This window comes from Rheinheimera sp. F8 (assembly GCF_001518915.1).
Genome location: NZ_CP013656.1, coordinates 4,073,646 through 4,094,654 on the forward strand (window position 1 = coordinate 4,073,646; position 21,009 = coordinate 4,094,654).

The window sequence follows — 21,009 nt, forward strand, 5'->3', positions numbered from 1 at the left end:
ATCAACAACGCAAAAACAGATCACACAGTGTTTAAACGCAGCGACGAAACCCTAATAGAAAAAGCCATCCATGGCGACGAGCGGGCCTGGCACCAGCTGGTCGGTCGCTATCAGTCGGCTTTGTACTATTACAGCCTGCGATTGATGGGCAATCCGGACGATGCCCGCGACTTGTTGCAGGACGTGTTGTTAGTATTGTGCCGGAATTTGGCGCAGTTTCGCGGCGACAGCAGTTTTAAAACCTGGTTATTTGGCATCGCGAATTATCGCGCCATGGATATGCTACGCAAACGCAAGCCGACACAGGACCTGGATGATCTGCCGGAACTGGAACATGAAGATCAACCCAGCCACGAACAACGGTTATCAGAACAACAAACACAGCTGCTGGTGCAGCAAAAACTAAAAACGCTGCCGCCAGAGCAAAAACTGGTGGTCGAACTGCGGTTTTATCAACACTTTACCTTTGACGAAATTGCCGACCAACTGGCGATTTCAAGTAACACAGTGAAATCAAGATTTTACAGCGCCCTGGATAAACTTCGGGTGCAATTGGAGGACCACGATGTCGAACAGTCAGCAAGTTTTTGACGCCTGGCTCGCCGGTGATCTGACCACCGATGCCTGCCGCAACGCGCTGTCGCATGATCCGGTCTGGCGGGCGCGTTTTGAGACGGCCGCCCAGCTGCAACAACTGGCGCGGCAACCAGATTATCCGCCGGTGCCGCAAGTGGATACCAGCAGCATGTTCCGCCAGCAGTGGGGCCATAAAACGCCTGCCACCACATCCTGGTGGCCGCGCCTCAGCGTGGGCATGTCAGCACTGGCGCTGGTGATCAGCATGTCGCCGCTCAGTCTGCAAGTGCAAAACGGTGGTATTGCACTGCGCTGGAGCGAGGTCGACCCAATGGAAATGCAGCTACAGGTGCAGCAACAAGTGGCGGCGCAGCTGGCCAGCTATAAAACCGAACAACAACAGTATCTGCAGACCCAAATGCAGAGACAACAACAACAACAGGCGTCGCAGCTGATCCTGCTGAAGGATTATCTGACTGAGGCTGAACAGAAAAACCGGCGCGGTGACATGCTGGAACTGGTGGAATACCTTAACCAGCAACGACAGGCCGACTGGCAATACTGGCAGGACAATGTCCAGCCAACCCAGGCGCGACTGAATTACAGCCCGGACAACCGCATTAATCGCCAAAATTAACGCCCCAACTAATGGAGTTGTGTGATGAAACTTATCTCTTCTGTGGCAGCCGCCGTGCTGCTGACTTTATCGACGGGTGGCCATGCGGCGACGCAGGTCAGTGACAAACTGAAGCAAAATCTGGAAATTATGCGGGATATCCTGCAAAAATCGATGGAACAACCCGGCCGTTCCGCCGGCGTTGGCCGGATTGACCTGAGTTACCTGGCGGGTCAGGGCGTGTTATTCCAGACCCGTACTTCGGGTGGTTTTGGCCGCTTCTTTGCGATAGCACCGGTCGCCCCTGTTCCGCCAGTGGCGCCGATATCTCCAGCTGATTTGTCGGCTGTAGTGGATCAAGCCAATGCAGTTGCCCAGGCCGCTTTGGCCGGACATGCCGTCGATGAAGACCAATTGCAGGAATTTCAGGAACAGGCCGAACTCGCCGCTGAACAAATGATGGAACAGCACGAACGGATGCGTGACCAAAGCCGTGAATTACGGGAGCAAAAACGCGATTTGGAGCGCGATTTACGTGATGTGCAGCGGGAAAAACGCGATGTCGAATTCTCCGGCAAGGTCGGCAAACTGGATGCCGAGCAGCAAAAACAGTTAACCCAACTGACCGCAAAAGAAGCGGCGCTGGCAAAACAAGTCAAAGAGATGCAGCAAAAATATGATATTGCCGAACAGGAAATGCTGAAAAAGCGTCAGGAACAGGCCAAAATAGCCCAGCAAAAACAAATTGAGCTGATCGCACAGGTCGGCAGCAAATTTGCGGCAACGCTGTGTGACTACGGTGCCAGTCTGCGCGAATTAAAAGACAGCGAGTTTGTCTCGCTGCAGCTGTCGACTGATGGCGGCCGCGACAGCAGAGATATTTATTGGGTATTCAAAAAATCTGATATTAATCAATGCATCAGCGGCAAGTTAGGCGCAGAATCATTGCTGAAAAAAGCGGACTATTATCAGTATTAAGCACAGCAGAGCTAACTGCAGCCACGATACCGGGCCTGCCATGCAGACCCGGTTTTTTTATCTACAAAGCCGATCGTTCCTAAAATTAATCCACTTACAGACTTGACAGCCCCGCCGCCGCTGCGTAAAAAGCCCCTCCAGTAAGCACTATGCCTGTGGAGATCTGAGATGCCTGTCAGTCAATTGCCTGAGCCTGTCTGGTTAGCCAACGCGGTTGAACAGTTTTATCTGCACGGACTGGTCGTGATCCCGCACGCATTGCCAGCCAGCCTTTGTCAGCAATTGTGCCTGGAAGCTCAGCAAGCGCAGTTAAAACCCGCCGGCATCGGCCGCGGCCAGGACTTGCAACTCGACCCGGACATTCGCCGTGATCAGACCTTATGGCTCGATGGCAGCTCTGATGCGCAACAGCAATATCTGGCGTTAATGTGCCACATCCAGCAGGCAGCCAACCGCCGCTGTTTTCTCGGCCTGACCCATCACGAAGCACATTTTGCCCGTTATCAGCGTGGCGATTTTTATCAAAAACATCTGGACGCCTTTACCGGCCGGTCCAGTCGGGTGCTGACTACCGTGTGTTACCTCAATGACGTCGCCAGCGGTGGCGCTTTACAGATTTACAGCGAACACGACACACCATTGCTGCAAGTCCAGCCGCAAGCCAGCACTTTGGTGTTGTTTGAAAGCGCCCGTTTTCCGCATGAAGTATTACCGGCTGAAATGGTCCGGTTCAGTATCGCCGGCTGGTTTCGTGTAGATTAGAAATAACTGATCTTTCCCTGACAAAGCGCCTGACTGAGCTATGCTCAGCGATGATTCCCCCCGATTTTCATATATTTACTAAAAAGGATTTAGCCGAATGCGCCAGAATTTGCCAATAACCACGCGCGAGCGGACCTTTCCTGCCGGGCAGAAATTGATTTCGACCACGGATTTAAAGGGCACTATCACTTACGCCAACGATGCATTTGTGGCCATTAGCGGCTTCTCCCGCAGTGAACTCGTTGGCCAGCATCACAATATTGTTCGCCACCCCGAAATGCCGGCGGCCGCTTTTAAAACCATGTGGCAACATTTACAACAAGGCAAAGCCTGGATGGGACTGGTGAAAAACCGCTGTAAAAACGGCGATTTTTATTGGGTGCACGCCTATGTCACTCCCATCAGCGAGATGGGCAAAGTGGTTGGTTATGAATCAGTACGGGTGGTGCCGGACCGCCAGTTAATCCAGCACGCCAATGAGATGTACGCCCAGATCAACGCCGGCAAAACGCCAAAAGGGCGCAGTTCGGCGCTGGCTTACCAGCTCGGCTGGTACGCGTTACCGGGCTTGTCTTTGGCAGGCGCTGCGGTCTGTTTTGCCGTGGGTAGTGTCAGCTGGACCGCCGGACTATCAGCAGTCGCTGCAGTCGCCGCACTCGCCACTATGCAACTACGCAGTAACAGCGAACTCGCCGTATTGCGTCAGGCGATGCAACATCCGTTCACCGATCCGTTGGCCGTATTAACTTATGCCCGGCATGGTGGTGCTTTGGGTGAACTGGAAGTTGCGCTGACAGCCAGTAATTCCCATCTGGATACGATGCTGACGCGGATTGAAGATTCCGCCACTACGGTCGCACAGCGTTCAGTGTCCGCTTACGAATTGTCCAGTCAGTCGGTGCAGCATCTGCAACAACAGCAACAACAGACGGAGCTGGTTGCCACCGCAATGCATCAGATGACCACGACCATCGCCGAAGTCGCCAGTCATGTGCAGGAAACCGCAACCAAAGCCAATGATGCCGATGCGCTGGCACGGCAGGGTTCAGCCATTGCCCGGCAAACCCGCGAAGCTATTTTGCAGCTGCAGCAAACAGTCAACGGGGTGAGCCAGGCGGTCACCACCCTCGCCGGCCAAACCAGCCTGATTAATCAGGCGGCACAAATCATTGAACAAATCGCCGACCAGACCAACCTGCTCGCTTTAAATGCAGCGATTGAAGCAGCTCGCGCCGGAGAACAAGGCCGTGGTTTTGCCGTTGTTGCCGATGAAGTCCGTCATCTGGCCTCCCGCACCACCGAATCCACCCGGCAGATCTATCAGATCATCCGGCAACTGTCTGAACAGGCGAAAAGTTCGGTCACTGTGGCTGAAAATGGTGTACAGGACGCCGCAGTTGGGGTGTCCAAAGTGCAGGAAGCCGAACAAATGCTGAGTGGCATCAGCGATGTGGTGATTGGCATTGCCAGTATGGCCACGCAAATGGCCGCCGCGGTAGAACAACAATCTCACGTTGCTGAGGACATTAATCAGCAAGTCGTCTCAATCTCTACACTTGCCAACGACAGCATGCAAAGCGGTAAAGAGGTGTGCCACAGCAGTGAGCAGTTAAACAATACGGCCGAAGAACTGCATGAGCTGGTGCTGCGTTTTCGCCGCGATACCTGACAAAGATGTTATGGCAAGAAATTGACGCTGCCAGAGCCGGTTTATCGGCCCTGATGGCGCTGTTGTTTCTGCTGATACATCCGTTCATCCGCAATACGGATCAGTTGCTCCGCATCTGATCCATCATCCGGAAACAGCGCCTGACCAATACTGCAGCCTATCTGTACTGTTGCCATACTCAACACAAATGGTTGCGCCAATGCTTCGGTGATTTTCGCGGCGACTTTGCTGACTTCCAACGGCGACTCCAGCTGCGGCAGTAACACGACAAATTCATCGCCGCCAAGCCGTGCCACTGTGTCCGAAGCCCGCAGTAGTTTGCGTAAAGATTCGCCGATAGCTTGGAGCAACTCATCACCGGCGGCGTGACCGTATTCATCATTAACCGGCTTAAATTTGTTCAGGTCCAGCAGTAAAACTGCCAGCTGGCGCTGATGCCGGCTGCAATAAGTCAGCGCCTGCTGCAGCCGATCCATAAACAGCGCCCGGTTCGGCAAGCCGGTCAGGCTGTCGTGCTGCGCCATATAACGCATTTGTTGTTCCGTTTTGCGCCGTTCTGTCAAATCGCGGGCGACTCCAACTACACCGATAAATTCGCCGGCTTCGTTATAAATACCCCCGGTTTTCACTTCGCTCCACACGGTCCCGCCATCTTTATGCGGTTGTTCCAGGTCGGCGACAAATTCCGGATAAGGCTTACCAGCCGCGACCAGCGCACTGGCCTGGATCATTTGATTCCATACCAGTTGTGCCGAATCCGGCGTTAAAGCTTCCGTCAGGTGCTGTTGCATCACTTCTTCGGCGGTAAAACCGCGTTGGCGTTGCACCGAAGGACTGACATAAGTGATATTGCCGACCAGATCCATAGTCCAAATCACATCGCTGGCATGGTCGGTCAGCAGCCGGTGGCGGGCTTCACTCTGGCGCAATGCTTCCCGGTCACGCTGACGTTCCAGACTAATCGCGATCAACGAGCCAACATCACCGAGTAATTCATAATCCTGCGCGCTGAATTCGGGTTGCTGCCAGACCAGCAAAACACCGGGGATCTGGCTACAGTCGCCTTGCAGTGGAAAGGCACAAAACCGCAGCTGCCCTGCGGCCACACCGGTAAATTCCGGGCTGGGATTGCCGAGCTGCGGCACCGCCAATAAATTTAGTCCGGGAATATCACAATCGTTGTCAAACACCGCGATCCGTTGCTGCATATCGCTCCAGCCCGCAGCGCTCAGATCGATATGGATCAGTTGCGGCAGCTCGCCGCGCCGGTCCAACAATAACAGCGGATGAAAATCGCTGCGAAATTGCTGCAATTGCTGTAACACGCTGGTCAGCAGTTCATGCGGCGCAGTTTCATCCCGCAACATTTGTTGCAGGATCTGACTGCGCGCATGTTGCCAGCCTTGTTGCTGACGCTTTTGTTGCAACAACTGATGCAAGCGGCGATTGACCTGGGTGATATAGGCCAGCAGCGCTAGTGCGAGTAACAGCCCAAGCAACACCAGCAGCGCAATTAATACCCAGGTTAAATCAATAGTACTGGCCGGCTCGTATAAAAACCCATCCAGATCCGGAATGGTCGTTAACAGGCCCTGTTGCTGATACACCGACGCGATATGCATCCAGCGCACCGGATTAATATAACCAGGCTCGATTAAATCGGTCTGCAATAACGACTGCATCGCTGCCGCTTCGGCCAGCAGCAGCGACCGGCTTAACCCGCCGGGATAATGTTGCACCATGTAATCGACCACTTCGGCCGGATGCTGCATGGCATAGGACCAGCCTTGCAGGCTGGCGGCGCGGAATTTTTCCACCAGCTCCGGTTTTTTCCGCATCAGCGCCGCGCTGGTAAACAGATTGTCACCGTAAAAATCAATGCCGGCACTGCGCGGAGAAAATAAATGATAAGGGATCCCTGCTTGTTGCAGCAGAAGCGGCTCGTTACTGCTATATGCCGACACGGCGGCGACCTGACCATTGATCAGGTCCGGCAATGAGGTGCTGTGCTCCACCAGCTGATAATCCGCATCGGTCAGGCCTTCGCGGCGTAAATAAGCCCGCAGTTCCTCGGCACCGGATTCCAGCATCACTTTCTGACCACGCAGTGCCTGGATATCCGGTATCGCACCAGTCGGCCGTGACAACAGCACCAGCGCCGAATGCTGGAATACGTTGGCCAGTAAGTGCACTTGCTGGCCTTTGGCATAATCCAGTAACAAACTGCTGGTGCCAACGCCAAACTGCGCCCGGCCTGCCATCACTTCGTTCAGTACCTTTAGCCCGGGACTGGCTGCGACCAGTTCAACTTTTAAGCCGGCCTGCGCGTAATAACCTTGTTGCTCTGCCGCGTAATAACCAGCGAACTGAAAACCATGCTGCCACTTTAGCTGCAGGCGGACTTTTTCTGCCGCCAGCAGGACGCCAGCCGGCCAGCACAGCAGCAATAAGGTCCAGAACCAGCGGCTACTCACCGATATCCTCGAACCACAATGCCGGACGTTCGGCAATAAATTGCTGCATCAAAGACTTACAGCGTTCATCCTGCAGATTTACCAGTTCAACGCCACGGCTTTGCAGATAAGCTTCCGGTCCCTGAAAGGTCTGGTTCTCGCCAATCACCACTTTCGGGATGCCATACAACAGCACAGTGCCACTGCACATATCACAGGGCGATAACGTGGAATACAACACGGCACGGCGATAATCGGCGGCGCTAAGCCGGCCGGCATTCTCCAGACAGTCCATTTCGGCATGCAAAGTACAGCTACCTTTTTGCACCCGTTGATTGTGGCCCCGCCCGACGATTTTGCCGTCAATGACCAGTACAGATCCAATTGGAATGCCATCTTCGGCCAGACCCAGTTCGGCTTGTTCTATCGCCGCCTGCATAAAGGGATCAGACATCTTGCACTCCGCTGCTAAGTTCTGCTTAAGCCTGTGCCGTCAATGGCTTGCCGTCAAGGTTGCTGCAGCAAAGGCGTGATTAAATTCTGCAACCACTGCAAAGCCCAATGCAACCGCGGTGTCAGATGGCGCCGGTGTGGATACAACAGCCAGACCGGCATCGCCGGCTGCGGCAGCCCCGGCAACACTTCGACCAGCGCCCCGCTGGAAAAATACTGCTGCAGGCCAAATTTCGGCGCCTGGATCAGGCCCAAACCCTGCAGGCACGCAGTCTCATAACTGTCGGTATGATTGACCGTCACCGCGCCCGGTAACGCAAAATACTGCAGCTGCTCGTGCAGCAAATAGGCCGGCCCCGGGTCCTGCGCGCCAAAATGGCGGACATAATGCACCTGCTGGTGGCCAGCCAAATCCGCCAGCTGCAACGGCGTGCCAAACCGCGCCAGATAGGCCGGGCTGGCCGCCAGTGTCAGCGGTGCAACACCGAGCTGTTTCGCCACCAGACCTTCGCTGTCGACACTGCCGATGCGCAATACCAAATCAAAACCTTCGGCGACCAAATCCACTTTGCGATCGGTGCAGCTGATATCCAGTTGTAATTTGGGCTGCGCTGCCAGTGCCGCCGGCAACGCCGGAAGTATCAGCAATCTTGCGATGCCGGTAGGCAGGTCAATCCGCAGTTTTCCGCTCAGTTCGCCTTGTTGCGGCACAAACAGCTGATTCAACTGATCCAGTTCGGCCAGTAGCTCAACACAACGCGGATAAAACAACTGGCCGTCACTGGTCAGCTGCACTTTGCGGGTGGTGCGTGCCAGCAAGCGGCTGCCCAACTGAGATTCGAGCTGGCGCACCAGTGTCGACACATAAGTATTCGACAGGCCCAGACTTTCCGCCGCCAGATGGAAACTCTTTAGTTCGGCAGTGCGGGCAAAAACCCGGTAAGCCAGCAGTAAATCCTGCATGCCAATTATCCTCAATTAGCGAATAGTTTAAGCATTTTTAGCATATTTATTGGCTATCTGCTTATCAATACACTGCAGCTGTCGGTGGCACTTTCGCCCACCTGAAGGAGCAACAGATGAGCAATAAAATCGTTTTGATTACCGGCGCCAGCCGCGGTCTTGGCAAAAACGGCGCGTTAAAACTGGCACAGGCTGGCTTTGATTTGATCCTGACTTATCAACACAATGCACTGGAAGCTGAGCAAGTGGCGGAACAGGCACGGGAATTAGGCCAGCGTGCCGTGGCGCTGCAACTGGATTTAGCGGCCCCGGATACGCTGCCCGATTTTGTCCGCTGCCTCAGTGAAACCCTGCAGTCGCGTTGGAATGGCCGCACACTGGACGCGCTGATCCACAATGCCGGCATCGGCGTCCATACGCCTTTTACCGAGACCAGCATGGCGCAGTTTGATCAGCTGCTGAACATCCATGTTAAAGGGCCGTATTTCCTGACCCAGCAGCTGTTGCCGCTGTTGGCCGATAACGCCCGCATTTTGCAGTTGTCGACCGGCCTGACCCGTTTTGCCATCCCGGGTTACAGCGCTTATGCGATGATGAAAGGCGCAGTGGAAACTATGACCTTGTATCTGGCGAAAGAACTGGCGCCGCGTGGCATCCGCGTCAATGTGCTGGCCCCAGGGGCAATCGAAACCGATTTTGGTGGCGGCGCCGTGCGGGACAATCAGGCGATTAACCAATATCTGGCAGCCAACACGGCACTCGGCCGTGTCGGTCAGCCGGATGATATAGGCGCTGTGATGCGGTTGTTACTCAGTGACGACGCTGGCTGGATCACCGCGCAGCGCATCGAAGCCTCCGGTGGTATGTTCCTCTGAGTTGGTAGTTATCTGTGCTGTCGCATTGGCCGATCTTTGCTGATTAATCAGCAACAACAATTCGGCCGTTGCGGCAGCATCGGCGAACGCGCGGTGGTGCTGCGTCAATTCGATACCAAAATGCGCCGTCAGATTGCCGAGGCTATAGGAGGCTAAGCCGGGGAAATAACGCCGGCTCTCCACCACAGTACAAAGCTGCGGTAACTGCAGCGTATAACCGCAGCGGGCAAATTCGGCGCGGATAAAACCATAATCAAAGCGCACATTGTGCGCGACAAAAATACAGCCCTGCAGCAACTGCCACAGTTCAGCGGCGATGTCACTGAAACCTGGCGCTGTTGCCACCATGCGATCGGTGATGCCGGTGAGCTTACTAATAAAAGACGGAATGCGCCGCTGCGGGTTAATCAGCGTCGAATAACGCGCAATTTCACGGCCATATTGCAGTTTGACCAAACCAATTTCGGTCACCCGATCATTGCCAGCCGTGCCGCCGGTGGTTTCGACGTCGACCACGGCATAAATCCGCGCCGGATCCAGCACCCACTGCACCCGCTCCAGCCGCAGCGCAAAGCCAAGGTCGCGCAGGCTATAGAGCCGGCTTAACTGATTGCGCCGCACACTGTCGCCCGGGGCTTTGATTTCAATAAACTGCAGATCCTGCACTTGCCCGTTATTTTCACTGTCGCAGTCACGCCACAGCATTAAATCCGGATAACCACTGCTATGACGGCGAAAATCCAACGCCATTTTGCGTAGTACCGCAGCCAGAGCGCCGGCCGGCGCCCCCTGAACCAGCGCCAGCAGCGGCCGCGTCAATTCCGGATACCAGCTGAAAATTGCGTTCTGTTTGCCATAATGGCGCGTACTTTGCGCCAGCAAATAACGGCAAGCCGCGGCTTTGTCGTCCAGTAGCTTCAGCTGCGCCTCAATAGCCACACCATGGCGCTGATAAAACAGCGGCGTGGTTAGATCACGCGGCCGGCGTTCAAATTCGTTGTAAATACTGCTGTCGGGCGCTTCAAATAACTGCGGCCACAGCAACAAGCCAAACAGAGCCAGCCACAGGTTGTTTTCCAGATGTTCAGCCTGATAACCCTGCTGCCGGTAATAAAACAAGGCACCTTGCTCCGGTGCATTGGCCCAGAGTTCGTCCAGCGCTAATACAGCCGCTTGCTGCAGCAGATGTGTGGTTGCGGTGATACGGCTTTGCTTGAATACGCGGCGGCTGAAATCCAGCGCCAGATAATATTCTTCGTCGCAACAAGGTTCGGTTTGCATTTGCGCCAGCAACGCCTTGAGCTCGTCGCGCCGGCCCAGCTTGTGATACAGCCGCATCAGGCGTTCCGACGCCGGATAGCCGCCACCGGCCAGATACCAGTGAATGGCGGTATCGACCTGGCCGAGCCGCTCCGCCTGACGGCCCAAGGCTTCACAGAGTTTCTCCCGCGCCAGTTCAGTGCGCTCATCCAGCGGTTCCGGCCATAATGCTGACTGCGCCTGCCATTGCTGTAATTGCTCAGGGCTCAGCACACTGTTTTTGCGTGGCAGCGCCTCGCGCAGTGCGGCTTTTAATTGAGCATAGGCATAAGCCGCCTGCGCGGTGGCCACATCAAGAAAGCGCGCCTGATACAGCGGTTCGCTGCGATCCGCGGCTCCCGCAGGTGCGGTACCGGCCTGGGCTTCAGTGCGCAGGCCACCGGTTGCCATCACGCCTAAATCGCGCAGCGTAAAAGCGGACAAATCGGTTTCAATCCGGCCAAAAAACAAAAACAATAAATACTGCAAGGCGTCGGTCTGACGCAGCGCCAGCCAGTCGCCACTTTGTGCCAGTAACGCGGGTTGCAGTAACGCGGCATCTGTCACTGCTTGTTGCAAGGTTGCTTTATCAGCAGATTTTTTCGGCAATTGCAGCAGTTGGTTCTGGGCCAGCCCCAGCTGCAACAGGTCCCACAGCTGTTGTTTATTGGCTTTCAGTAACCAATTGGCGAGATCGGCATCTTGTTCCGGCCGCGCGGCAAAACCACTTTGCAGCAACAGCGTTGCGGCCGCCGGCTGATCGCTGATTTCGGCATACTGCAGGTCCGCCAGGGCAAACACAGTGCCTTTGCGGCTGAACATCCGCAGCCACAAGCGCCGCGCGTCCGGCGACAAAGCACGATAATCGCCAATAAATTGCAGCTCCACCGGCCCCAACAGCCCGGCATATTGCGCTTCCACGCGTGCCAGAAACTCAGCGAAATGCTGCAGATAATAATCCGGGGGTAATACAACAGGCGCAGGCATCAGCAAGTCCGGTCAGAAAAAAGCTTGTCTTACTGTAGCAAAATAAATACTGGATAAACAAACAGCATTTTAGTCCAAAAATCTTCATCTCCATCGAGAATCGTTTTCGCATGGTTCGCCATCGTTATCACCATCCATTTTGGTATTAGGGCAATTGGCGATAAAAAACTCAGCTTCTTCAAGAGTTTTCATCTGACTACAATACTGCCGGCCATCACAGGCAAAACTCTGCGTTGCCTGCTGTGAACTGGTATCTGACCATCGCGGATCTTCATTCAATGCTGCAGGCGTTGCAGCAACAGTCACCTCTGGTGGCGCTGTGCTAACAGCGACAGATTGGTGACCACGCCACCACTGCCAAATCCCAATCAAAATAACCAGAACCAAGAGTTTATTCAGCATTTCAAAGTTCCTTTTATCGTCACAGTCAGCTCTCTTTATGCAACATTTACCCAATCCTGACAATTCTCCCCGTTGATTTTTTCACCGCCATTAATTAGAATGAACGTTCACTCTAATTTGGAGATCTTTCTGATGCAGCCTATTCGTCGTCACCAACCTCTGCTGCAAAGCACTTTCACCCTGCTTGCCAGCGCCTTGTTTTTAACAGCCTGTGGCCAGCAAGCCCCTGCCACACAAGGCGCAGGCCCTGCAGCTCCGCAAGTAGGCGTTGTTACCCTGCAACCGCAGGATGTCACCTTAAGCCGTGAATTACCGGGCCGGGTGCAGGCCGCGCAGATCGCTGAGATCCGGCCGCAAGTCAGTGGCATCGTACAGGCGCGCCATTTTACCGAAGGCAGCCGGGTTGAAGCCGGCGCCACTTTGTATCAAATCGACCCGGCGCCTTTTACTGCGGCGTTGTTAAGCGCACAAGCGGCCGAAGCCAGGGCCAAAGCCAATATCGCCAGCACGCAGGCCAAAGCTGAACGTTATCGCGAACTGCTGAAAATCAAAGCGGTCAGCCGGCAGGATTTTGATGAAGCCGAAGCGGCTTTTTTACAGGCCAAAGCCGATTTACAAAGTGCTAAAGCCCAGGTCAGCACGGCACAAATCAATCTGAATTACAGCAAAGTGCTGGCCCCTATTGCTGGTCAGATCGGTAAATCGACGGTGACCACCGGCGCTTTGGTCAGTAGCGGCCAAAACCAGGCACTGGCCACAATCACACAATTAGACCCGGTGTTTATCGACCTGACGCAGTCCAGCAGTGAATTGCTGGCGCTGAAACAAGCACTGGCGAAGGGCGCTATCGGCCAGGCGGCCAGCCAGACCGAAGTCAGCCTGAAACTGGAAGATGGTTCCGTCTATCCGCACAAAGGTACCCTGCAATTTGCCGAAGTGACGGTGAACCCGGATACCGGCTCTGTCACTTTGCGCGCCAGCTTCCCGAATCCTGACCAGCTGCTGCTGCCGGGCATGTATGTCCGCGCCACGGTGCAGGAAGGTCAGCAGGCGAACGCCATGCTGGTGCCGCAACGCGGCGTCAGCCGCAACGCCAAAGGTGAAGCCACCGCGCTGGTTGTCAGCAAGGACGGCAAAGTGGAGCCGCGCCTGCTGCAAACCCACCGCACCGTCGGCAGTAATTGGTTAGTCACCGCCGGTTTACAGGCGGGCGACCAACTGATTGTTGAAGGTCTGCAAAAAATCCGCCCCGGCGCTGTGGTACAGGCGGTACCGGCGACCTCCACTGAAGTCCCTTCTTCTGCAGCGCCTTCCCCTGCAGTCAATGCCAGCAAAGGTTCTGCCCCGGCAGTACCGGCTGCGGCCCGTTAAGCGAGGTTCCTGATGTCGCATTTTTTCATCAACAGACCGATTTTTGCCTGGGCGCTGGCGATCATGGTGATGCTGGCCGGTGTGCTGGCGATCCGTGCCCTGCCCGTGGCCCAGTATCCATCGATTGCGCCGCCGGCCATTAGTGTCAGCGCCAGTTATCCCGGTGCTTCCGCACGCACGCTGGAAGATACCGTCACGCAAGTGATCGAACAGAAAATGAAAGGATTGGACGGCCTGATGTATATGTCGTCCACCTCGGAGTCGAGTGGCCAGGTTACGTTGACGCTGACATTTAATGCGGAAACCGATCCGGATATCGCCCAGGTCCAGGTGCAGAATAAACTGGCACTGGCGACGCCATTGTTGCCGCAGGAAGTGCAGCGCCAGGGCGTCACCGTGGCCAAATCAGCCCGTAACTTTCTGATGGTGGTCGGTTTTGTTTCCGAAGACGGCAGCATGACCAACATCGATATCGGCGATTATGTTGCATCGAATGTGCAGGACATTATTTCGCGCGTCGAAGGTGTCGGCGAAGTCCAATTATTCGGTTCGCAATATGCAATGCGCATTTGGTTGGACCCGGCCAAGCTGCAGAATTTCAAGCTGACGCCGGCCGATATCAGCGCAGCCATTGTGGCGCAAAACGCTCAGGTGTCGGCAGGTCAGATTGGTGGTTTACCAGCGATGCAGGGCCAGCAACTGAATGCGACCGTGACGGCACAAAGCCGGCTACAAACGCCGGAACAGTTCCGCAATATTCTGCTGAAAAGCGCTTCCGATGGCAGCGTGGTGCGGCTCAGTGATGTCGCAACGGTCGAGCTCGGCGGTGAAACCTACAACGTCGTCGCCCGCTACAACGGCAAACCTGCCTCAGGTATCGGCATTAAACTGGCGAGTGGCGCCAACGCGCTGAATACCGCCGACGGCGTCAAACAGGCGCTGGCCGATTTAACGCCATTTTTCCCGGCCGGCCTCAAAGCGGTGGTGCCTTACGACACCACACCTTTTGTCGCGCTGTCGATCGAAAAAGTCGTGCATACGCTGATTGAAGCCGTAGTGCTGGTGTTCTTAGTGATGTATCTGTTTTTACAGAACTTCCGCGCCACGCTGATCCCGACTATTGCCGTGCCTGTGGTGTTGCTCGGTACTTTTGCCATCCTGTATGCCTTTGGTTATTCGATTAACACGCTGACGATGTTTGCCATGGTGCTGGCGATTGGTTTGCTGGTCGACGATGCCATCGTCGTGGTGGAAAACGTCGAGCGCGTGATGACCGAAGAGAAATTGTCGGCGCTGGAAGCAACGCGCAAATCGATGGATGAAATCAAAGGCGCACTGGTCGGCATCGCCATGGTGCTGTCAGCCGTTTTTGTGCCGATGGCTTTTTTCGGTGGTTCGACCGGGGTGATTTACCGGCAGTTTTCCATCACGCTGGTGTCCGCGATGGCCTTGTCGGTGCTGGTCGCCCTGGTGTTAACGCCGGCGCTGTGTGCCACTTTGTTAAAACCCAGCCATGTGCATCAGCCGGGATCGCTGGCCGGACGCTTCTTTGGCGGCTTTAACCGTGGTTTTGATAAAACCAATCAGGGCACGCAGAGCTTGGTCGCCAAAATGATTGCGCAAAGTAAAAGATACCTGCTGGTGTATGGCCTGATTTTTGGTGGCCTGATCTACATCTTCAGTCAGTTACCCTCAGCGTTTTTACCGGACGAAGACCAAGGCATTTTGTTTAATCAGGTCGTGTTGCCGGCAGGCAGCACCACAGAACAAACGCTGGGTGTGGTCAAAAAAATGGAGCAACACTTTCTGGTCGATCAACAGGAAGCAGTCAAATCCATTTTCACTGTGGCCGGTTTTAGTTTTGCCGGCTCCGGCCAAAATGCGGCCATTGGCTTTGTGAACCTGAAGCACTGGGATGAGCGGCAAAGACCGGACCTGAGTGTCGGCGCCGTCGCCGGGAAGGCGATGGGCTATTTCTCCACCATTAAAGAAGCTTTTGTATTTGCCTTCCCGCCGCCAGCGGTGGTGGAACTTGGCACTGCCAATGGCTTTAACATCTATCTGCAGGACAGAGCCGGCCTTGGTCACGACCAGCTGCTGCAGGCGCGTAATATGTTGCTCGGCATGGCCGCCAAAAGCCCGGTGCTGGCAGGCGTACGCCCCAATGGTCAGGAAGATACACCGGAGCTGAAACTCGATATTGATTTAGCCAAAGCCGAGGCGCTCGGGATCAGCCAGGCCAACATCAACAGCACGCTCGCCACTGCCTGGGGCAGCAGCTACGTCAATGATTTTATTGACCGCGGCCGGGTGAAAAAAGTCTTCCTGCAAGGCGCAGCCGACAGCCGGATGGCACCGGAAGACCTGAATAAATGGTATGTCCGCAATACCAAAGGCGACATGGTGCCATTCGCCGCCTTTGCCAGCAGCCACTGGAGCTACGGCTCGCCGCGGCTGGAACGCTACAACGGCTTCTCTGCGATGGAAATTCAGGGCGCTGCAGCACCGGGTTACAGCACAGGTCAGGCAATGGAAGAAATGGAACAGCTGGTAAAACAGCTGCCACCCGGTGTTGGTTTTGAATGGACCGGCATTTCTTATCAGGAACGGTTAAGTGGTGGCCAGGCGCCGCTGCTGTATGCGCTGTCGTTGCTGGTGGTATTCCTCTGTCTGGCGGCGCTGTATGAGAGCTGGTCAGTTCCTGCCGCCGTCATGATGATTGTGCCGCTTGGCGTGTTTGGTGCGGCATTGGCTGCGCTGGTCGGCCAGCTGTCCAACGACATCTACCTGCAGGTCGGTTTGCTCACCACTATTGGTCTGGCGTCGAAAAACGCCATCCTGATCGTCGAATTTGCTATCGCCCGGATGGAACAAGGTCTGGGGCTGGTCGACGCCGCGATTGAAGCGGTGCGGTTACGGCTGCGGCCGATCCTGATGACGTCGATGGCCTTTATCTGTGGCGTATTGCCGCTGGCGATTGCCTCGAGCGCAGGCTCTGGCGCGCAAAACGCGCTCGGCATCTCGGTGATTGGCGGCACTTTAGCCTCCAGTATTCTGGCTGTGGTGTTTGTTCCGCTGTTTTTTGTGGGGGTGCGCCGGGTGTTCCCGGCCAAGCCTGCCGCTGATACCCAGAGTTAAGGAGTTTTAGATGTTGATGCAATCAAAACCAACAGGCAGTACCCGCAGGTTCCGCCTGCAGCTACTCAGCGTGCTGACCGCCAGTGCGCTGACCGGCTGTTCTTTAGCACCGGATTTACCGGCAACTCCTGCAGCAGTGCCGACTCAGTATGCGCAAGCACCACTCGAAACTCAGCACACAGCAGTACCAACCTGGCAGGCATTTTTTCAGGATCCGCGACTGCAGCAGCTGCTCACGCAGGCGCTCAAGCAAAACCAGGACCTGCGTCTGGCCGTGCTGAATGTCGACCGCGTGCGGTCGTTGTACCAAATCAGCGACAGCAACCGGTATCCGGCACTGGATTTATCCGCCAGTCAAAGCCGGCAACGGTTGCCGGCAGATCTAAGCCAAAACGGGGGCCAAAACGGCAGCGCATCGATTCAGCAGCAAGCCAGTGTCACGGTTGGCAGCAGCTGGGAGCTGGATCTGTTCGGCAAAGTGCGGAATCAATCCGAGCAGGCGCTGCAACAACTGTTTGCCAGCGAAGCGGCGCAGCGGGCCGCAACCGTCAGTTTGCTGTCTGAAGTGGCCGGCAGCTGGTATAGCTATGCCAGCAATCTGCAATTGCTGACGCTGGCCCAGCATAGTGCTGCCAGTTATCAGCAGAGCCTGCAGTTGACCGAGCGCAAAGTTGCGCTCGGTGCGGCGTCCGAGCTGACGCTGAGCCAGCAGCAAAGCCTGCTGGCAATCAGCCAGGCCGATATGGCGCGCTATCAGCGTTTGCTGCAGCGCGATCTGAATGCATTGCAGTTGTTGCTGGGCCAGCCGCAAGCTGATCTCAGTGCTTTATTGCCAACAGCACAAGACCAGCTGACGCTGCCGGAACTCGCCGCCGGTAGCCCGTCGCTGCTGCTGACTCAAAGGCCGGATCTTCAGCAGGCTGAACACCTCCTCAAAGCAGCCAACGCCAATATCGGTGTGGCGCGGGCGGCGTTTTTCCCGTCGATCAGCCTGACCGCAAATGCCGGCACCGCCTCCAATGAACTCAGTGGGTTGTTTGCCGGTGGTAGTGGCAGCTGGAGCTTTGTGCCGAACATCAGCCTGCCGATTTTTAATATGGGCCGCACCCAGGCTAACTTGCAGCTGGCCGAAACAGACCGTACTATCGCGCTCGAAACTTATCAGCAGAAGATCCTGCAGGCATTTCGGGATGTGTCTGACCAGCTGGCCGACAAAGCCGGTTATCAGGCGCAGTTAAGCGCGCTGCAAACGCTGGAACACAGCAGTTTTCGCAGCAAACAGCTCAGTCAGGCCCGTTTTGACGCAGGTGCCGACAGCTATCTGCAGCTGCTGGATGCCGAGCGCAGCTGGTATAGTGCACGGCAACAGCTGACCAGTGCCCGTCTGAGTTATCAACAAGCCCAACTCGGCTTGTATAAAGCACTCGGCGGTGGCTGGCAAAGCACGAATGCAAAGGCTGTAACGCAGTAACCCCACAAGCGGAGGAAGCAAAATGAATACAAAAACCAGACGGCAAGATCCATTGCTGGCGCAAAGCCGGCGTTTGCAGGTGCTGGACGCGGCTTCAGATTGCTTCCGCCGCCGCGGCTACCATGGCGCCGGCATGGCCGAAATTTCCAAAACCGCCGGCATGAGCCCGGGCCATATCTACAACTATTTCGACAGCAAAGACGCCATCATCGATGCCATTATTGCGCGTGATATGGAAGAGATGTTTTCGGTATTCGACGGTTTTTTACAGGCCGAAGGTCCCTTGCTGGACGTGATGCTCGATGGCTGTGAAAACGGTGTCGACAAACATCTGGACGTAGAAAAAGGCGCGTTAAAACTGGAAATGATTTCGGAAGCGGCGCGTAATGACAAGGTCGCCGTATCGTTGCAAGCGTCAGACGTTGAAGCCCGCCGGCTGATGAAACAACTGCTGCGCCGTGACGGCAGCCTGGTTCGTGACCTGCCGGAAGCGGAACTCGACAGCCGGATCAGCGTGATGTTTGCGCTGTTTGGCGGCCTGATGATCCGCCGGGTGCTGAATCCGCAACTGGACCGAGATACTGTGTTGATTGCGTTAAAACCGGTGATCCGTACTTTATTGACACCGTTTTAAAACGCACAGCGTAATAAGAAGCTCCAGACTTTCAGTGTTCCGCCAGCAACACTTCCTGCTCTAAAAAACGTTTGCGCTGCAAAAACGCCTGCGCCAGACCATACAGCTGATGTTGATCGGCCAGGTCCACCGCGCGTTGCAGCTGTGCAGCCGTTTTGGGCTCGGCGCGAAAACCGTCCAGCCACTGCGTTAAATCAGGTGGCACGACAAACTGTATTTTGCGGCCATAACGTTTTTGCAGATGGTCAAACACTTCCAAACCGGCGCTGTCAAAATCAAAGGCGCAATAAACCTGCTGATATTGCTCCAGCAATGGGCTTAACAACGCCGAACCGATACGGGACCCGGCCGCAAGCGCCACATCACAGTGGGTCAGCGCAAAAGACTGCGCCAACATCTGGCTACAGAGCGTCAGCACTTGTGGGTAGCGGAAGAAATTTTCTTCATTTTCAATCAGTAACAAGGTTGGTTTTGGCTCGAAGCCTAGGCTCAGCTGTGGCTGCCCATCGCCTGCAGTGCTGCCGGTGGCCAGCACCAGATCCGGCCTTGGGCCGGCACAAGCAGCGTGATACAACAGTAAATAACAATGGGACGTCTGCACCCGGTGTGAGTCGCCCTGCAAACTGGCTGTGACGCGATCCGCCGGTGTACCGGCGCTTTGCAGCAGGGCCTGAAACAACGCGGCATCGGCAATACTGACCTGCCACTTGCCGGCGCCGCTGGCTTTGACTTTAAACAGCTCAGTGCGGCGCTGATAAAACGCCGGCGGCAATAATGCCAGCAGTTTCTGATAATTAACCGCTTTACCCTGCTGCACATTTTGCAGATATTTCAATAACATCAGGGATTCTCCGTTGCCAGCAACTGCGCTACCGCGCGCTGCCAGCCGGCCAGTAGTTCTGCGCGTTGACCAGCGCTTAAATTCGGATAAAACCAGGATTCAGCCCGCACCAGTTCTGGCAAAGCGTCTAAATCGGCATACCAACCAAGCTGAATACCGGCCAGCAAAGCCACACCAAAAGCGGTGGTTTCGGTCTGTAACGGCCGCATCACATTGATATCTAACACGTTTGCCAGAAACTGACAGAACCAGCTGTTATTCACCATGCCACCATCCACCTGCAGGCTTAACAAAGCAGCACCATCAGCACGCATGGCCTGTAATAAATCAGCGGTCTGATAGGCCACAGCTTCCAGCACGGCACGGGCCAGCTGGGCTTTGCCGGTACCGAGCGTTAAGCCGGACCACTGCGCCTTCAACTCTGGCCGCCAGTACGGCGCGCCAAGGCCGGTAAAGGCCGGCACCAGATAAACACCGCCATTGTCGGTCAGGCTGGCCGCCAGCGTTTCCGTTTCTGCCGCGTCCTTGATCAGACCAAGTTGATCACGCAGCCATTTCACTGCGGCGCCGGCGACAAAAATTGAGCCTTCCAGGGCATATTGCGTCTGGCCCTGCACGGTGCAGGCCACAGTACTGAGCAGTTGATGTTTGGACTGCAGTAAATGTTCACCAGTGTTCAACAATGCAAAACAGCCGGTGCCATAGGTACTTTTTAAGCCACCAGCCCGCACACAACCCTGACCGATCGCCGCCGCCTGCTGATCACCAGCCAGCGCGACAATGGGCAGTTCGCGGCCAAACCAATGCGCGTCGGTGCGGCCATAATCGTCGGCACTTTGCCGCACTTGCGGCAGAATTTGCGCCGGAATATCAAACAACTCCAGCAATTCAGCATCCCATTGCAACTGCTGAATGCCAAACAACAAGGTGCGGCTGGCATTGGTGGTATCCGTGGCATGCACCCGGCCGCGCGTCAGCCGCCACAGGATAAAACTGTCAACAGTGCCAAACGCCAGCTCGCCCTGCTCTGCGGCCAGACGCAGCGCCGGCTCCTGCAGTAACCAGTTCAGCTTGGATGCAGAGAAATAAGGGTCCAGACACAAACCGGTGCGGCTACTCACCCAGGCCTGATGACCACGTTGTTGCAGCATCTGACAATATTGCAGCGTGCGCCGGTCTTGCCAGACAATCGCCGGCGCCACCACATCGCCACTGTCACGGCGCCACAACAAGGTCGTTTCACGTTGATTGGTGATGCCAATGCCGCAGACTTTCAGTTGCAAGCTGTCGGCCTGCGCCAGTACTTCGCGACAAACGGTCAATATCGATAGCCACAGCGCTTCGGCATCCTGTTCAACCCAGCCGCTTTGCGGATAATCGCAGGCCAGTTCCTGCTGGGCTTGCGCCCGCACCACGCCATTGCGGTCAAACAACATGGCACGGCTGGATGAGGTGCCTTGATCTATCGCCAGGATCACGTCCTGCGTTGATGTGCCGTCAGTCACTGTTTTCACTCCTTAT

The 21,009-nt window shown here is 55.5% G+C and carries 17 protein-coding genes; 10 read left to right on the plus strand and 7 right to left on the minus strand.

Features of this window, described 5'->3' with window-relative positions; translation table 11 throughout:
* Window positions 1-27 precede the first annotated feature (27 nt).
* The 5 genes from ATY27_RS18135 (at window position 28) to ATY27_RS18155 (ending at window position 4,601) form a co-directional block, all read left to right on the plus strand.
* A complete protein-coding gene (locus ATY27_RS18135) occupies window positions 28-591 on the plus strand; it encodes a sigma-70 family RNA polymerase sigma factor (RefSeq protein ID WP_208932020.1) in 564 nt (187 codons plus the stop codon).
* Entirely contained in the window at window positions 566-1,213 is a 648-nt protein-coding gene (locus ATY27_RS18140; protein WP_208932021.1) for a hypothetical protein, read from the plus strand. Before ATY27_RS18135 ends, ATY27_RS18140 begins: the two co-directional genes overlap by 26 nt.
* Before the next feature lie 24 nt (window positions 1,214-1,237).
* Complete coding sequence (locus ATY27_RS18145) at window positions 1,238-2,170, plus strand: hypothetical protein (protein WP_208932022.1); 933 nt, start codon at window positions 1,238-1,240, stop codon at window positions 2,168-2,170.
* Window positions 2,171-2,338: 168 nt separating this feature from the next.
* Window positions 2,339-2,932 (plus strand): 2OG-Fe(II) oxygenase, encoded by a 594-nt coding sequence (locus ATY27_RS18150; protein WP_208932023.1) that lies wholly within the window; start codon window positions 2,339-2,341, stop codon window positions 2,930-2,932.
* Between the two features lie 97 nt (window positions 2,933-3,029).
* Window positions 3,030-4,601, plus strand: a complete 1,572-nt coding sequence (locus tag ATY27_RS18155; RefSeq protein ID WP_208932024.1) for a PAS domain-containing methyl-accepting chemotaxis protein — start codon at window positions 3,030-3,032, stop codon at window positions 4,599-4,601.
* A gap of 41 nt (window positions 4,602-4,642) precedes the next feature.
* On the opposite strand, the gene ATY27_RS18160 is transcribed toward ATY27_RS18155, so the two are convergent.
* From ATY27_RS18160 to ATY27_RS18170, 3 genes are read right to left on the minus strand one after another with little or no spacing between them, the layout of a single operon-like run.
* A complete protein-coding gene (locus ATY27_RS18160; protein WP_208932025.1) occupies window positions 4,643-7,075 on the minus strand; it encodes a diguanylate cyclase in 2,433 nt (810 codons plus the stop codon).
* On the minus strand, window positions 7,068-7,508 hold the full coding sequence (locus ATY27_RS18165; RefSeq protein WP_208932026.1) for a nucleoside deaminase: 441 nt from the start codon (window positions 7,506-7,508) through the stop codon (window positions 7,068-7,070). The genes ATY27_RS18160 and ATY27_RS18165 overlap by 8 nt, the downstream gene beginning before the upstream one ends.
* A gap of 53 nt (window positions 7,509-7,561) precedes the next feature.
* On the minus strand, window positions 7,562-8,470 hold the full coding sequence (locus ATY27_RS18170) for a LysR family transcriptional regulator (RefSeq protein WP_208932027.1): 909 nt from the start codon (window positions 8,468-8,470) through the stop codon (window positions 7,562-7,564).
* A gap of 116 nt (window positions 8,471-8,586) precedes the next feature.
* Here ATY27_RS18170 and ATY27_RS18175 point away from each other — a divergent pair, with 116 nt between their 5' ends.
* A complete protein-coding gene (locus ATY27_RS18175) occupies window positions 8,587-9,345 on the plus strand; it encodes an SDR family oxidoreductase (RefSeq protein WP_208932028.1) in 759 nt (252 codons plus the stop codon).
* Here ATY27_RS18175 and ATY27_RS18180 read toward each other — a convergent pair.
* Together ATY27_RS18180 and ATY27_RS19935 are read right to left on the minus strand one after the other, a co-directional pair.
* Complete coding sequence (locus ATY27_RS18180) at window positions 9,277-11,631, minus strand: exonuclease domain-containing protein (protein WP_208932029.1); 2,355 nt, start codon at window positions 11,629-11,631, stop codon at window positions 9,277-9,279. The two genes, ATY27_RS18175 and ATY27_RS18180, sit on opposite strands and share 69 nt — an antisense overlap.
* Window positions 11,632-11,715: 84 nt before the next feature.
* Window positions 11,716-12,033 (minus strand): excalibur calcium-binding domain-containing protein, encoded by a 318-nt coding sequence (locus ATY27_RS19935; RefSeq protein WP_244151361.1) that lies wholly within the window; start codon window positions 12,031-12,033, stop codon window positions 11,716-11,718.
* A 132-nt stretch (window positions 12,034-12,165) separates the two neighbouring features.
* Here ATY27_RS19935 and ATY27_RS18190 point away from each other — a divergent pair, with 132 nt between their 5' ends.
* Genes ATY27_RS18190 through ATY27_RS18205 form a run of 4 tightly spaced genes read left to right on the plus strand, consistent with a single transcriptional unit; the run spans window position 12,166 to window position 18,647 of the window.
* Entirely contained in the window at window positions 12,166-13,404 is a 1,239-nt protein-coding gene (locus ATY27_RS18190) for an efflux RND transporter periplasmic adaptor subunit (protein ID WP_208932030.1), read from the plus strand.
* A gap of 12 nt (window positions 13,405-13,416) precedes the next feature.
* Complete coding sequence (locus tag ATY27_RS18195; RefSeq protein WP_208932031.1) at window positions 13,417-16,542, plus strand: efflux RND transporter permease subunit; 3,126 nt, start codon at window positions 13,417-13,419, stop codon at window positions 16,540-16,542.
* Between the two features lie 10 nt (window positions 16,543-16,552).
* The gene (locus ATY27_RS18200) at window positions 16,553-18,013 is read left to right on the plus strand and encodes an efflux transporter outer membrane subunit (protein ID WP_244151362.1); all 1,461 of its coding nucleotides are present in this window, start codon (window positions 16,553-16,555) and stop codon (window positions 18,011-18,013) included.
* 22 nt (window positions 18,014-18,035) lie between these two features.
* The gene (locus tag ATY27_RS18205) at window positions 18,036-18,647 is read left to right on the plus strand and encodes a TetR/AcrR family transcriptional regulator (protein ID WP_208932032.1); all 612 of its coding nucleotides are present in this window, start codon (window positions 18,036-18,038) and stop codon (window positions 18,645-18,647) included.
* A 31-nt stretch (window positions 18,648-18,678) separates the two neighbouring features.
* On the opposite strand, the gene ATY27_RS18210 is transcribed toward ATY27_RS18205, so the two are convergent.
* On the minus strand, window positions 18,679-19,488 hold the full coding sequence (locus tag ATY27_RS18210; protein ID WP_208932033.1) for a hypothetical protein: 810 nt from the start codon (window positions 19,486-19,488) through the stop codon (window positions 18,679-18,681).
* Window positions 19,488-20,993, minus strand: coding sequence for a glycerol kinase GlpK (gene glpK / locus ATY27_RS18215; protein ID WP_208932034.1), 1,506 nt, complete (start codon window positions 20,991-20,993; stop codon window positions 19,488-19,490). Before glpK ends, ATY27_RS18210 begins: the two co-directional genes overlap by 1 nt.
* Window positions 20,994-21,009: the final 16 nt, after the last annotated feature.